The organism is Celeribacter sp. (assembly GCF_048259695.1).
Classification (GTDB): Bacteria; Pseudomonadota; Alphaproteobacteria; order Rhodobacterales; family Rhodobacteraceae; genus Celeribacter.
Genome location: NZ_JBLXHL010000009.1, coordinates 46,578 through 59,752, shown reverse-complemented (window position 1 = coordinate 59,752; position 13,175 = coordinate 46,578). Strand labels below are relative to the sequence as shown.

The 13,175-nt window shown below is 59.9% G+C and carries 17 protein-coding genes; 1 reads left to right on the top strand and 16 read right to left on the bottom strand.

Features of this window, described 5'->3' with window-relative positions; all coding sequences use genetic code 11:
• From ACN0Q0_RS14765 to ACN0Q0_RS14710, 12 genes are all read right to left on the bottom strand, one after another.
• Positions 1-663, bottom strand: coding sequence for a phage tail tape measure protein (locus tag ACN0Q0_RS14765; protein WP_417244172.1), 663 nt, complete (start codon positions 661-663; stop codon positions 1-3).
• Between the two features lie 4 nt (positions 664-667).
• On the bottom strand, positions 668-907 hold the full coding sequence (locus ACN0Q0_RS14760) for a rcc01693 family protein (protein WP_417244171.1): 240 nt from the start codon (positions 905-907) through the stop codon (positions 668-670).
• Positions 908-920: 13 nt separating this feature from the next.
• Positions 921-1,235, bottom strand: coding sequence for a gene transfer agent family protein (locus tag ACN0Q0_RS14755; RefSeq protein ID WP_417244170.1), 315 nt, complete (start codon positions 1,233-1,235; stop codon positions 921-923).
• A gap of 4 nt (positions 1,236-1,239) precedes the next feature.
• Entirely contained in the window at positions 1,240-1,653 is a 414-nt protein-coding gene (locus ACN0Q0_RS14750; protein WP_417244169.1) for a phage major tail protein, TP901-1 family, read from the bottom strand.
• A gap of 29 nt (positions 1,654-1,682) precedes the next feature.
• The gene (locus ACN0Q0_RS14745) at positions 1,683-2,093 is read right to left on the bottom strand and encodes a DUF3168 domain-containing protein (protein ID WP_417244168.1); all 411 of its coding nucleotides are present in this window, start codon (positions 2,091-2,093) and stop codon (positions 1,683-1,685) included.
• Entirely contained in the window at positions 2,090-2,431 is a 342-nt protein-coding gene (locus ACN0Q0_RS14740) for a head-tail adaptor protein (protein ID WP_417244167.1), read from the bottom strand. Before ACN0Q0_RS14740 ends, ACN0Q0_RS14745 begins: the two co-directional genes overlap by 4 nt.
• Positions 2,431-3,027 carry a head-tail connector protein gene (locus ACN0Q0_RS14735; RefSeq protein WP_417244166.1) on the bottom strand — a complete coding sequence of 199 codons (597 nt, stop codon included), beginning with the start codon at positions 3,025-3,027 and terminating at the stop codon, positions 2,431-2,433. Before ACN0Q0_RS14735 ends, ACN0Q0_RS14740 begins: the two co-directional genes overlap by 1 nt.
• Before the next feature lie 173 nt (positions 3,028-3,200).
• The gene (locus ACN0Q0_RS14730) at positions 3,201-4,406 is read right to left on the bottom strand and encodes a phage major capsid protein (protein ID WP_417244165.1); all 1,206 of its coding nucleotides are present in this window, start codon (positions 4,404-4,406) and stop codon (positions 3,201-3,203) included.
• 44 nt (positions 4,407-4,450) lie between these two features.
• A complete protein-coding gene (locus ACN0Q0_RS14725) occupies positions 4,451-5,026 on the bottom strand; it encodes an HK97 family phage prohead protease (protein ID WP_417244164.1) in 576 nt (191 codons plus the stop codon).
• A gap of 1 nt (position 5,027) precedes the next feature.
• Positions 5,028-6,218 carry a phage portal protein gene (locus tag ACN0Q0_RS14720; RefSeq protein ID WP_417244163.1) on the bottom strand — a complete coding sequence of 397 codons (1,191 nt, stop codon included), beginning with the start codon at positions 6,216-6,218 and terminating at the stop codon, positions 5,028-5,030.
• A gap of 252 nt (positions 6,219-6,470) precedes the next feature.
• On the bottom strand, positions 6,471-7,730 hold the full coding sequence (locus tag ACN0Q0_RS14715) for a DNA-packaging protein (RefSeq protein ID WP_417244162.1): 1,260 nt from the start codon (positions 7,728-7,730) through the stop codon (positions 6,471-6,473).
• A gap of 19 nt (positions 7,731-7,749) precedes the next feature.
• Positions 7,750-8,091 (bottom strand): hypothetical protein, encoded by a 342-nt coding sequence (locus ACN0Q0_RS14710; protein ID WP_417244161.1) that lies wholly within the window; start codon positions 8,089-8,091, stop codon positions 7,750-7,752.
• A 328-nt stretch (positions 8,092-8,419) separates the two neighbouring features.
• Here ACN0Q0_RS14710 and ACN0Q0_RS14705 point away from each other — a divergent pair, with 328 nt between their 5' ends.
• Positions 8,420-9,193 carry an ion transporter gene (locus ACN0Q0_RS14705; RefSeq protein WP_417244160.1) on the top strand — a complete coding sequence of 258 codons (774 nt, stop codon included), beginning with the start codon at positions 8,420-8,422 and terminating at the stop codon, positions 9,191-9,193.
• A gap of 85 nt (positions 9,194-9,278) precedes the next feature.
• Here ACN0Q0_RS14705 and mltG read toward each other — a convergent pair whose 3' ends face one another.
• The 4 genes from mltG to ACN0Q0_RS14685 form a co-directional block, all read right to left on the bottom strand.
• A complete protein-coding gene (gene mltG / locus ACN0Q0_RS14700) occupies positions 9,279-10,445 on the bottom strand; it encodes an endolytic transglycosylase MltG (RefSeq protein ID WP_417244159.1) in 1,167 nt (388 codons plus the stop codon).
• Positions 10,445-11,707 carry a beta-ketoacyl-ACP synthase II gene (gene fabF, locus ACN0Q0_RS14695; protein WP_417244158.1) on the bottom strand — a complete coding sequence of 421 codons (1,263 nt, stop codon included), beginning with the start codon at positions 11,705-11,707 and terminating at the stop codon, positions 10,445-10,447. Before fabF ends, mltG begins: the two co-directional genes overlap by 1 nt.
• 178 nt (positions 11,708-11,885) lie before the next feature.
• Positions 11,886-12,560, bottom strand: a complete 675-nt coding sequence (locus tag ACN0Q0_RS14690; RefSeq protein WP_417244157.1) for a hypothetical protein — start codon at positions 12,558-12,560, stop codon at positions 11,886-11,888.
• 265 nt (positions 12,561-12,825) lie between these two features.
• On the bottom strand, positions 12,826-13,059 hold the full coding sequence (locus ACN0Q0_RS14685; RefSeq protein ID WP_009571390.1) for an acyl carrier protein: 234 nt from the start codon (positions 13,057-13,059) through the stop codon (positions 12,826-12,828).
• Positions 13,060-13,175: the final 116 nt, after the last annotated feature.

Genomic DNA, 13,175 nt, shown 5'->3' with positions numbered 1-13,175 from the left:
CTAGCGGTTGCGTTGACCGCGCCCCATAGCGCGGGTCATCTGTGCCGCAATCTGGGACTGCGAGCGTTGGAACCCCTGCACGTCGGGCGTGGAAATATTCATCGTGATGTTGACGGGGCGAGAACCGCCCGAGGCCTGAACGCCAAGCTTGCCATTGGCCCCGCGCGACAGCGGCATGATCGCCTCTGGCCCCGCTTCGCCCATCAGCCCCGTGCCGCCGCGCATCGGGAAATAGGTCGCCTGCGACACCACCCCGCCATTGGCGAAGGGCTGCACACGGCCCTGCGCAAACGCGCCGCCTTTCTCGAACGGCATCAACCCCTGGATTACGGCCTCAAGGCCCGTCCCCAAAATCGATCCCATGTGATCCGTCACCGGTTTGACCGCCGCGTTATAGGCGGCATCCAACATCGAACGCCCCACGCCCTTGAGCGCGCCCGACAACGTATCGCCGTCAAACACCAGACCATCGATGGCCTGACGCAATCCGCGCGACATACCGCGCTCCAACGTGCCGATTTCGCGCTGGGTCTGCGCCACAGTGGCCTGCAAGCGCACCATCTCGGCGTTAAACGCCGAGGCCATGGATTGCGCCCCGCCAATGGCGCCTTCCATCTCGGAAACGCGATCCTCGAACCTGTCCAGACCATTGATATCATTCATCGTCTTACCCTTCCTTCTCAGGTGAGTTCTCCGGCGCATCGGGATAGGCCCGCGCCAATTCGTCCAAACGCGCCCGTCCCATCGGGGCCGATCCGCTACCCGAGCCGAGCATGATCAACAGCTCGGCCGGCGTAAGCGCCCAGAACTCGGACGGGCGCAGGCCAAGCCCGCGAATGCCCGCCCGCATCAACGCGGGCCAATCGACACCGCCCTGATCCAGGTTCTGATCTGACAACACTCCCATCGGCACAGCCCCCTCAGCTTGGCACGGTGAAGGCGCGCGCAATCAGCTCCGCCCCGACCCGTGCCGCCTCAAGTGGCCCGCCTTTGATCTCGGCGGTCAGAATGTCGTCATAGCCGCCCTGCCAACCGCCGCCGCGCAAACCCGCGACCACGACCCGCAACACATCCGCCGAGGAAAACCTGCCCGCCTCGTAGCGCTCGACGAGCCCCACAAGCGTGTCCACCTCAAGCCCCGCCTCCAGTTCGGCCAAGGCCCCAAGCGTCAGTTTGAGAACACGCCGCTCGCTATTGAGTGTAAGCGCCACTTCGCCTTGAAACGGGTTGGCCATGCGATCAATCCGCCACGAAGGTCATCTGACCCGCAGAGGCCATCGACAACTCATAGGTGGCCTCGCCATTGTGGCTGCCCGCGTATTCGATCGAGGTGATCTGGAACGGGCCTTCGACCACGCCGAAATCAGGAATGATGACCTGAAAGTTAGGCACTTCACCGTCAAAGAAAATCTGACGCGCCCGCTCGTCGGTATTGGCGTCCTTGAACACGCCGGAACCGGAAATCGCGGCGCTTTTCACGCCTGCACCGGCCAAAAGCTCGCGCCAACCGCCGCCGCTTTCAAGTGAGGTCACATCCACGCTTTCCGCGTTGAATGAGATCCGCTGGGCGCGAAGCCCCGCGATGGTTTCGAATAGACCAGCGCCGTCCATGTCCAGCTTGATCAGGAGATCTTTTCCGTTTTGCGCAACCATGATGTCGTGCTCCGTTTTCTCGTGTGAAATCAGTTATCTTCAACGCGTGCGCGAAAGGTCATATCGATCCTACGCACATCACTGTCTTGAACGCGCCGCGCCTTTGCGGACACAAAGTAAAGCCCGACAACGCGACCCCGTGTCAGGGTCAGATCGGCATTCACAAGGGCATCGGACACCGCCGCCGCCACCTTCTTGGATGTTAAAAAACCCGCCGTATCGGACACCACGCTCACGATGAACGCATGCCGTGCGCCGTTGCCGGTCTGGTCCGAGGCATCAACGACATCTTCGGGACCAAGACTGACGTAAAGAGACGGCAATGTGCCTGTAGGTGGCGCATCAAAGACGTCCGTGCCGACAAATCCCGTGACCGTCGCGTCATTGACGATGGTCTGATAGACCGCAGACTGAAGCGCTGCTGCAACTCCATAGCTCATGACGACACCTCCTCACGCGCCTGACAGGTCAGGTAATGCCCCATCGGATCAGCCTCGATGACCGACAGGATCACATAGGTGCGTGTGCCTTCGCGAAACCGCTGATCGGGCTTGGGGCGGCTTGGGCTGCCGACGGGCGTGCCACGCACCGTGATGCGCAGAGGCACCACCGAAATCGTCGCGAAATCCTCGCTCCGTTCAGATCCCGTCCCCGCCTCGATCGCGGCCCAAAGCATCCCGAGCGGCACCCAGCTTTCCTCATAGCCACCCGCCCCGTCAGAGACGCGCAGCGCCTCCTCCAACGTCAGGTGACGGTTGAGATATGGTTCAGTCCCCATTAGCCCCGCCCCCCGAACAAACGCACATTGCGGTAACGCTCCAACAGCGTGGAGACGCCAAACGGCATGGTGCTTTCCGAGGATGCACCCTCGTGGCGATGCTCGTAGTAATGCGCCGCCATCAAGAACACCGCCTGCGCGATATCGCTTGGCACGTCGCTCCACGCCGGACCGAAACCCGCCGTGAACTCGATCCGCGCCTTGCCACCCACAGGCACCTGCGGCAGCACAAATCCGGTCGAGACCAGACGTGGGCGATGCATGTCCTCTTCGAGCATATACTTGCTCTGGGCGACCGTTGCCTCGCCCCCGGCACGGTCCACGATCACAAACGCCGTGATCGCACTCACCGGAGCCACGGGCAAAACCTGTGCGCCCAAATCGCGCCACGCCGTCAGCGTGTAAGAATAGTCACGTGAAATCAGCGCCTTGGAAGTGCGCGCCTCAACGGCAGCCATCGCGGCCCGTAGATAGGTCTCAAGCACCGCATCCTGCACGCTTTCGTCCCCGAACCCCGTGCCAAGGCGCAGGTGGTTCTTGAACCCTGAAACAGGAAGCGCGCCCGTGGGAACCTGTGTCTGCTCCATCAACATCATTGCAAATCTCCGAATACCGGTCCCCCTGACCAACTGTTGTGAAGGATGCGCGGCCGCCCGTGTCGCTCGGACGGAGGGGGAGCAGCTAGACAACACGTCGGGCGTTGTGCCGCGCATCCCGTTGCCTCGACCCGCGCCCTACGGGCGCAGACCGAAACAGGTTCGTTTCAGGATCAGGCGACCGAGAACTTCAGCAACTTGATCGCCGCAAAGTCGGACACATCACCGCCCACGCGCTTGGTGGCGTAGAACAGGACATGTGGCTTGGCAGAGAACGGATCACGCAGGATGCGCACATCGGGACGCTCGGCCACGGTGTAACCCGCGTTGAAGTCACCAAAGGCAATCGCCGCCGCGTCAGACGCGATGTCGGGCATGTCTTCGGCCACCAGAACAGGGTAGCCCATGAGACGTGCAGGCTCGCCGGCGGCCAAACCGTCGGACCACAAGAAACGGCCATCGGCGTCCTTGAGCTTGCGCACCTGACCTGCGGTTTTCGAGTTCATCACGAAGGCCGCGTTGGAACGGTACTGTGCGCCAAGCGCATAAACCAACTCAACGATTGCATCGGCGGGGTTAACACCATCGAAGGAACCGTCAGTGCCGGTGGCGACATAGCCAAGCGCGCCCCAGGTCCAGGCATCATTGTCGATCTGCGCATGGGCCAGAATACCCGTGGGCTTGTCGATACCGTCACCGTTGATAAACGCCGAGGCCTCGGAGGCTGCGAATTTGTCGGCGATACGCGCGGCAAGCCAGCTTTCGATGTCAAAGGCTGCATCATCCAAAAGGCGCTGCGAGGCTTTCGGCAGGGCCGACAGCTCATAGAGCGGAATGGAAATACGGTCGATTGTGGGGGTCGATGTTTCACCAACGGACCCCGTCTCGGAGACCCAACCAGAGCCGATATCGGAGGTGTCAATCAGCACGTCATAGGAGGTGGATTCGACATTCACCACATTGGCGATGGACCGGATCGAAGCGGTGGATTTAAGCACCGTCTGGATCGTCGCAGAGGTCTGCGGATCGACGAGGAAACCGCCATCGCCATTGACGGCGGTGGACATGGATTTACCCTCAAGCGTGAGACCGCGCAGCGCATCATCATCGCCGTTGCGCACATAGGTCTCCATTGCGGACTTGTGGGAAAGGTCCACCTCGTAAGAGGCGGAAAGGGCCGGACGGCCAGTGTTTTGTGATTTGTAATCAAGCATGGTCAAACGCTCTTCCTGTTCTTTCAGCTTCGTTTTGATTTCGGACTGGAAGTCCTTGAGATCACTCATGAAACCGGCCAGCGCGGTCTTCACCTCCGTGGCAGGTTCTGCCCCGGTACGGATCACAGCATCTGCGACCCGAGCCTTCGTCTCGGTTTTGCTCATCCAAACAATCCTTTATTGGTCGGTTAGCGGTGAGTGCACCGGCTTCAGTTCCCATCGGCCAGCAACGTGCGGGCGCTCGACAGAGCCTCCGCGATGTCACGCAACATCATCTCGGCCGCCATCGGGTCATCCCCTTTGGCCTCCGCGACAAGCCGCGCTTCGGGAAGCATCGGGAAGGTCACAAGCGACACCTCCCAAAGCTCCAGTTCAGACAGGACGCGAGCGCCGCTGCCATCCTTTTGCGCTCGAACCGTGCGGTACCCGATCGACAAACCGTCAATCGCCCCCGCTCCGATAAGCGCGGCCGCTTCGCGGCCTTTTCCAATGTCGGTCAAAATGCGGCCCTTAACGTAAAGACCCTTGCCGTCCTCGCGCACTTCGTCCCAGATCCCGATGGGCTGCGCCGGATCGTGCTGCCACAGCATCTTGACGTTCGCGCCCTTTTTCTCGAGCGTTTTGAGAGACTTGCCGTAGGCCCCTTTGGCCACGATATCGCCGCCCTGGTCCTTTGTGCCGAACAGGGAGGCATAGCCCTCGATCTGCACGCCATCTGCGACCACTTCGGTGTCGCCAAGACGGCAAAACTTGTGCTCAAGCCCAAAATCTGTGTTGTGTGTCATCTCACTCGTCCTCTTCATCCAGAACACTGTCCGACGCCAAAGGAGGCAGGCCGAGCATCGTGCGTTTCTCGTCAGCGGTCAGGAATTTCGCCTCCGCCACGCGGGTCCAATGCGCATCGCGCTCGCTGGACAGCGCATGCACCTGATCGAGATCAGGCTTGAGCGTCACCGCCTCACCCGTCATCTCCGACAACCAATGGCCGACCGAACTGGTGACCTTCGACACAAGCGGCAGCACCGTCAGACGGTAAAAGGCGCGGTTGGCCTCTTGGTAATTGGCATAGGTCGCGTCACCGTTCAGACCGAGCAACATCGGCGGCACCCCGAAAGCGATAGCGATCTCGCGTGCGGCGGCTTCCTTGGTCTTTTGGAACTCCATGTCGGAGGGAGAAAAGCCCATCGGCTTCCAATCCAACCCGCCTTCGAGCAACATCGGACGACCCGCATTGCGCGCCCCTTGATGATGGCTTTCCATCTCGCTGAGCAAACGGTCGTACTGATCGGCACTCATCGCCGCCTGACCGTCCGCGCCCTTGTAAATGATCGCACCCGATGGCCGCGCTGCGTTGTCCAACAGACTTTTGGACCAACGGCTTGCCGAATTATGGACATCAATCGCCGTGGCCGCCGCCTGGATCGGGGAGAGACCATAGTGGTCATCAGACGGGTGAAAGGATTTAATGTGGCAAATCGGGCTTGCCCCTTCGCCCACCGCAAAGCGGTGCTTGCGCCCGCCCACGGCATATTCATACGCCACAGGCCAACCATCGGCGCCGGGCACAAGGCTCATCCGGTCCGAGCGCAACACATGCAACTCGTCGACCGATCCCTCACCCACGGCCTCGAGATAGCCATTGCCGGACAAAAGGATCTGCGCATACAGCGCCTCGAACAATTCCGCACGGCCCTGCGCCGTATTCGGACGCTCGATGACGCGCAACAAGGGATGCGTCTCGAACCGCTCCGTGGCGTTTTGCAACACCACCGGCAAGGCACTGGCCGCCTCGGCAATCAACTTGACCGCCCGAAAGCCCACGGGATTTCCGATAAAGCCCACACGGGTCAAAGTGACTGTGTCACGCGGGCTCCATGCCACGCGCCCTGCCCCTGACATGGCCGCTACTACACCGCCAGTTGCCGAAGCCTTGACCTCTTGCGGACCGTCTACGCTGCGCTTGAGAAAATCAAACATGTGTCTCTCGTCTCCTGATCGTTTCGCGCCCTTGGCTGTTGCCCGCGCCGTCGTTGAGAGAAGTTCTAAACGAGAGGTTAAAAGAACTCCTAAGTAGGGCGTGCGCTGACCCGCCTGTGGCGCAACACCCGCGCGAAACCCCAACGGGCGTAGGCTTTGCGCCCGTCACACCGCGCCCATCCGTTGCATTACGCGCCCCAAACGCAAAACGGACCGCCGAAGCGATCCGTTGTTTTCTCTCTTTCATGCGCCTTAAAGCGTCCGTATTTTAGGCCGCATCGCCACTGCGGCAGGTGCGATCATCAATTCATGCACCGCCCAAACCAAAGCGTCCAACCGATCAGGCGATCCGCTCGCCTGAAACCCCTGCGCTGTCATCTTGACCATCTGGTCCTCAAGCGCCCCGAGGTTGCGGGTATGCGCCACGCGCCCCTGATCATAGAGCGCCGCCACAGGTTCGGCCCGCGCCGCTTTGCCCTTGGTCGCCCGCACCGCTTTGAACGGGGCCAACGGATCAATCTGGCGCAAGACGCTTTCAACAAGGTCGCCGCCTTGGTTTACCTCCGCCACGATCTTGTCCGCGCTCCACCGCGCACGGGCCCCCAGTGCTGCCTCGGCCCACACCGTTGGCGACGCCGCCGACACCGTGGCATCCTCCAACACATAGGCCCGCCAGTTGCGCGGCTCGCCGCGTGTCACCGCGCCGACAACCACGATGCCACATTCATCCGATCCCTTGTGACCCGTCACCGGCGGGTCCACTGCAACAACGATACGATCCATCTCGGGGATGTCGTCCACACGCCCCGCCTCAAGCTTGGCAAGCGACCACAATGCCCCCTCTTCCTCGTCGAGCAACACCCCGTCCAGTTCCTGACGGCCAAGGCGCGTCCCCGCATAGCGCGTGCGCACCTCTTCCAGGAACGATTTGGCAAGGTTCGCCGCATTCGCATCCGTGCGCGCATGGGTCGTCACACACGAAGACGCGGCCATGATGTCTTTGAGCACCTGCACGTTGCGCGGTGTCGTCGTGACCACTTGGCGCGGATCATCGCCCAACCGCAGCCCGAACTGCAGCATATCCCACGCCCCGCACGGGTCTTTCCATTTCGCCAATTCATCGACCCATGCGGCATCGAATTGCGGCCCGCGCAACGCCTCGGGGTCCGAACCGGAAAATACCATCGCCTCCGCACCATTGGGCCACACCAACGTGCGGCGCGTGGCCACCCATTTGGGACGACGATCCGGTGGCGAACAGGCCAGAATGCCACTGTCGCCAAACACCATCACCTCACGCGCCTGATCATAGGTCTCGCCAATGAGCGCCACCCGTCTGGCCCGCCCCGCATCGCGCGGCGTTGCCCCCTCGACCTGCGTGCGCACCCATTCCGCGCCCGCACGGGTTTTGCCCGCACCACGCCCGCCCATGATCACCCATGTGCGCCAGTCACCGTCGGGCGGCAATTGATGATCCAACGCCCAGGCGTCGAACAGGAAAGGGAGCGCCATCAGCGCCCCCTCCCCCAGATCATTCAGAAACGCATCCTGCGTCTGGCGTGTTTCGCAAGCGAGCCAGGCGATCAACGATCTCAGATCGGGCGGCGTCGAGGTCGACCTCTCCACGCCCGAGCTCTCCGTTTTTGCGTCGGTCCTCATCGAGTTTCTGCCTTTCCGTTACGGCGGCGATTTGAGCGCGGCGCAGATCGGCCATAACGGCCTTGATCTCCTTGCCCGCACTCGCATCCCCTGCGTCAAGACCCTCCATCGCCTGTTTCAGGGCGACAATGGTCCTCCTCAATTGATCGCCGACCGCCTCGTAAATTTGATCGACGCACTCGTACTCATCCCCCACAGATGAAGTCACTTTCATGATTTCTGCCTCTTATGCTTTGTTGTCCTCCGCACAAGAGCCGCAAGCAGTGCTCTCAAAACCCGCATCTGCGGGCGATCAAACATGAACCGCGTCCCCTTGACGCCCCCTCAGGCATCATCGGCACACGTACTTGCGCCTTCCAGCATGGGCCTAGAGTTCCACAGCCATGGGAAATTTGGCGCTAAAGCACCGCACGGACGGTCTAAGCGCTTGTTAACCATAGCGCCCGCACACGTCCCACCGCGTCCTGCCCCCTTGAACCCGCCCCCTCTTTCGCCATAACCATGACAAACGGCACCGCAAACGCATCAGGGGAGGCCCGTTCATGGCCAATCGCGTCTCTGCACTTCTCAACGAGCTTTACGAGAGTGGAACCGATCGTGCGCACCGCTTTCGCTATGCGCTTCTGGCCTTTGACCTGTTCACCATCCTGTTTGTCGTCGTCACGTCCTTTATTGCCCACACGACATTAATCGAGATGCTCGACATGGTGTTCGGTCTCCTCATCCTCATGGATTTCGCCGCACGGGTTCATGTTGCGGACAACCGCGCACGATACTTTCGCAACTTCGCCACATGGGCCGACATCGCCGCAATGGTTTCGTTTCTGGCCCCGCTCGCGGGCGAAGGCTTGGGCTTTTTGCGGATCTTGCGCACGCTGCGCCTGTTGCACACCTATCAATTGATGAACCGACTGCGCAAAGACTTCACCTTTTTTCGCCGGCGCGAAGAGATCATTGTCGCCGCCATCAACCTGTTGGTGTTCATCTTTGTCACCACGGGGCTGATCTACGCGATCGAACACGGTCACAACCCCGACATCCGCAACTATGCCGATGCGCTCTATTTCACCATCACCACGCTCACAACCACGGGCTTTGGCGATATCACCCTTGAGGGAACCACGGGGCGGTTGCTGTCTATTGGCGTGATGTTCTTTGGCGTCACGCTGTTCCTGCGTCTGGCCCAAGTGCTCTTTCGCCCCTCAAAAGTCCGCTTTGAATGCACGGACTGCGGCTTACAGCTCCATGACGCAGACGCCACACATTGCAAACATTGCGGCGCGGTTGTGCATATCGACACCGAAGGCCTGTATTGAGACCCCTGCGCACCTTACAGCCCCCACATGCAAAAAGAGCGCCACAGTCGGGCGCTCTTTTGTGTCTTTACGGGTCGGTGTGTCTTTACTGGTCGGCTTCGATCTTGCGCCACTTCGCCACGTTGGCATTATGCTCGGCCAAGGTCACCGCAAAGGCGTGCCCCCCCGTCCCGTCCGCCACAAAGAAGATGAACGGCGTGGTGTCGGGATCCACAGCGGCCCGCATCGAGGCCACACCGGGGTTGGCAATCGGCGCGGGAGGCAAGCCATTGATAACATAGGTGTTATAAGGGCTGTCTGATTGCAGCTCTGACTGACGCAATCCGCGCCCCAAATAGCCCACCCCATTGGTCACGCCGTAGATCACCGTCGGGTCCGTCTGCAACCGCATCCCCTGATTGAGGCGGTTCACAAACACCGAGGCCACTTGGCGGCGCTCAGAGGGAATACCCGTCTCTTTCTCGATGATCGACGCAAGCGTCAGCATTTCCTCAGGCGTAGAAATCGGCAGATCACTACTGCGCTCCGCCCAGATCTCTTCGATCCGCGCCACTTGGGCGTTGACCATACGCGCAATCAGGTCGTCAACGTTCGAGCCGTCCACAACCTCGTAGCTGTCAGGCGCGAGCATCCCCTCGGCGGGCATCTCGTCGGCCTCGACAGAGCCCTCCAACACGTCCACATCCTTGAGGCTCTCGACCACACGCCACACCGTTGTCCCCTCGGCAATCAACACGCGGTAACGGGTATCGCCCGCCGCACGCACCTTGGTAAAGGCCTCGGGGATCACATCCCCCTCGTCGCCCGCCTCACCCGGTTGAAACTCTGCGGTTTCGACGTAGCTTTGCGTGGCGGGATCCAACTCACGGACCTGCACCTGGGTACGGTTGACACCGATGCGGTACACCACCTCGGTGCCACAGGTCGAGGCGCCACCACGGGTGACGATATCGACGATCTCCTCCATCGACGCGGCCTCAGGCACCAGAAACGCCCCCGCTTTCAACAGCGCGGTTTTCTCCGTGTATTTCGCCCCCATGCGCAAAATCGACGCGTTCGACACGGCCCCCTTGGCGTCCAGATCGGCAGACACAGCGGTAAAGGTCGCGCCCTGCGGCACCCGCAAACAGATCGCCTCGGCAAGCGGGCCGTCCGCCGTATACTGGGCCTTGCCCCACCCGATGACCGCAGCCACCGCGATGAGAACAAAAATGAACAGCGTCAATGCGTTAGACGCAATTGATCGCCACATCAGTCTGTGACCTTCTTCATCACCAACGATGCGTTTGTACCGCCAAACCCGAACGAGTTGGACAGGGCCACATTGATCACGCGCTCCCGTTTCGCATTGGGCGCGAGGTCCAGTTTCGGCTCGACCGCAGGGTTATCAAGGTTGATCGTGGGCGGAGCCACCTGATCACGGATCGCCAGAAGACAGAAGATCGCCTCGACCGCACCCGCAGCCCCCAAAAGGTGGCCGATGGACGATTTGGTCGACGACATCGTGGCCTTTGACGCGGCATCGCCCATCAGACGCTCGACCGCGCCAAGCTCGATGGTATCGGCCATCGTCGAGGTGCCGTGGGCGTTGATGTAATCAATATCGGCCGGTGTCAGGCCCGCACGTTTGATCGCGGCCTCCATGGCGCGGTAGCCACCATCGCCATCCGACGCAGGGGCCGTGATGTGATAGGCATCGCCCGACAGACCATACCCCACGATTTCCGCATAAATCTTTGCGCCGCGTGCTTTGGCGTGTTCGTATTCTTCAAGCACCACAATGCCCGCACCCTCGCCCATGACAAACCCGTCACGGTCCTCGTCATAGGGGCGGCTCGCCGCCTGTGGGTCGTCGGAGCGTTTGGTGGACAGCGCTTTACAGGCGTTAAAGCCCGCAATGCCCAACTCGCAAATCGCCGCTTCCGCGCCGCCGGCAACCATCACTTCGGCATCGCCAAGCATGATAAGACGCGAGGCATCGCCAATGGCGTGTGCCCCCGTGGAACAGGCCGTCACAACCGAATGGTTCGGACCTTTGAACCCGTACTGGATCGACACCTGACCCGAGATCAGGTTGATCAAAGAACCGGGGATAAAGAACGGCGATACACGACGCGGGCCTTTTTCCTTCAGCAAAACAGCCGTGTCCGCGATGGACGACAACCCGCCGATACCCGACCCGATCAACACGCCTGTGCGCAGACGGTCCTCTTCGTCTTCGGGCATCCAGTTGGCGTCTGTGAGCGCCTGATTGGCCGCCGCAATGCCGTAGAGAATGAAATCGTCGACCTTTTTCTGGTCTTTCTTGGCCATCCAGTCGTCGGGATTGAATGTCCCGTTGGTCCCGTCACCACGCGGCACTTCGCACGCGTAATCTGTCCCCAAATGGCTCGCGTCAAACCGCTGGATCGTCCCCGCGGCAGATTCGCCCGCGAGCAAACGCGTCCATGTTTCCTCAACACCGCACGCCAGCGGTGATACCATTCCAAGTCCTGTGACAACGACGCGGCGCATGTGCTCTGCCCCCTCATAAATTTTGTTTAGACGTTTATTACACGCCCACGCGCCCCGATGAAAGACCCCGCTCGCCCCAAAGGGCGGATTGGCGGAATTTGGTGAGTGGTGTGGGTTGAGCGCTTAAGCTTCGATGACTGCACCGCGGTACGAAGCGGACCTTCGCTGCGGTTGCACCTCAACGTCCGAAAATGCGCCGCCAAAAACGACGCTTGCTCGGATCGGCTGACGTATTATCCAAAACCTCAAAGCACCGCAGAATTGTGCCTTTCTCTGCCCCCTGACCGTAGATGAAATCAAAGAAATGTCTGCCTAGCAGCATGGGGATGTCGAAGACATGGTCCACCGGTCCGCTCCCCAAGGGTTTGACTGAGCCGCCAGTGCGCTCTGCAATGGCCTTAAGCTCATCGGGAACAGCATCTACTTTTACTGCATCGACAATCTGGTTTCGTTGCCGCTCAAAGACTTCGTCACGTATTTTGGCAAATATCTTTGGCGGTTTGCCTGTGATCTTGAGGTGCTCCGGGTCTTGCCCGTCACCGCAATGCGAGACGCTCCAACGTTTAGAAATCGGTGTGTATTTGGTGACTTTCGAGTGCATGCAAAATTCAGCGACCGACACGACGTAACAGTGTTGCCCTTGCTTGCAGGCTAAATGCGGATTGATTTTGTTAAGCTGGAAGCTGTCCGGTTCTTGGCTCCACCAAATCGTCCATCCATTTGAAAGCTCCGCGATAAAAGGCTTCGCACTGTTGGGAAACTCTGGGTCAAGAGGGCCAAGTTTCAATCGGTAATTCGAGGCAAGTTCGGCCGCAGACAATCGCGTCGCCAGATAGGAAATGTTGAAACCCAATGTGTTTGGCCCGTCCCGTTCTGCTTTTGTCTAAATTGCCGGATGCAAGACTATATGGAAGAAATACAGTCGCAAGGGTTTTGTGGCTAGCTGCGTTGAAAAGGTAAAAGCCGAAATTCATTTCAAGTGCAGCATCATGCACAATTGGCTCAAACCCGACTTTCGCTGCGACACAGCGTGCTCGGTCAACGCCCCCCCCAAACACAAAAACGGCGCCGCCCTTTATAGGCCGCGCCGTTTTCTAATTCTGTCCAAGCGGTGAGGCTTAGGACGCTTCGGTGATGAACTTCACTGCGTCGCCGAATGTCTGAATGGTTTCAGCAGCGTCGTCAGGGATTTCGATGCCGAACTCTTCTTCGAACGCCATAACCAACTCAACAGTGTCGAGGCTGTCAGCGCCGAGATCGTCGATGAAGGACGCTGTCTCTGTCACTTTGTCTTCTTCAACGTCGAGATGCTCGACGACGATCTTTTTCACGCGATCTGCGATGTCGCTCATATTCTTTCCTCACATTATGGGGCCCGATGCCCACTTTTGGTCATGGCCCTCGGGCCGCTTAGATCATGTCGGGATCAAGAGAACTTTTTCAAGTCCTGATTTTCGAAAACCCCGAA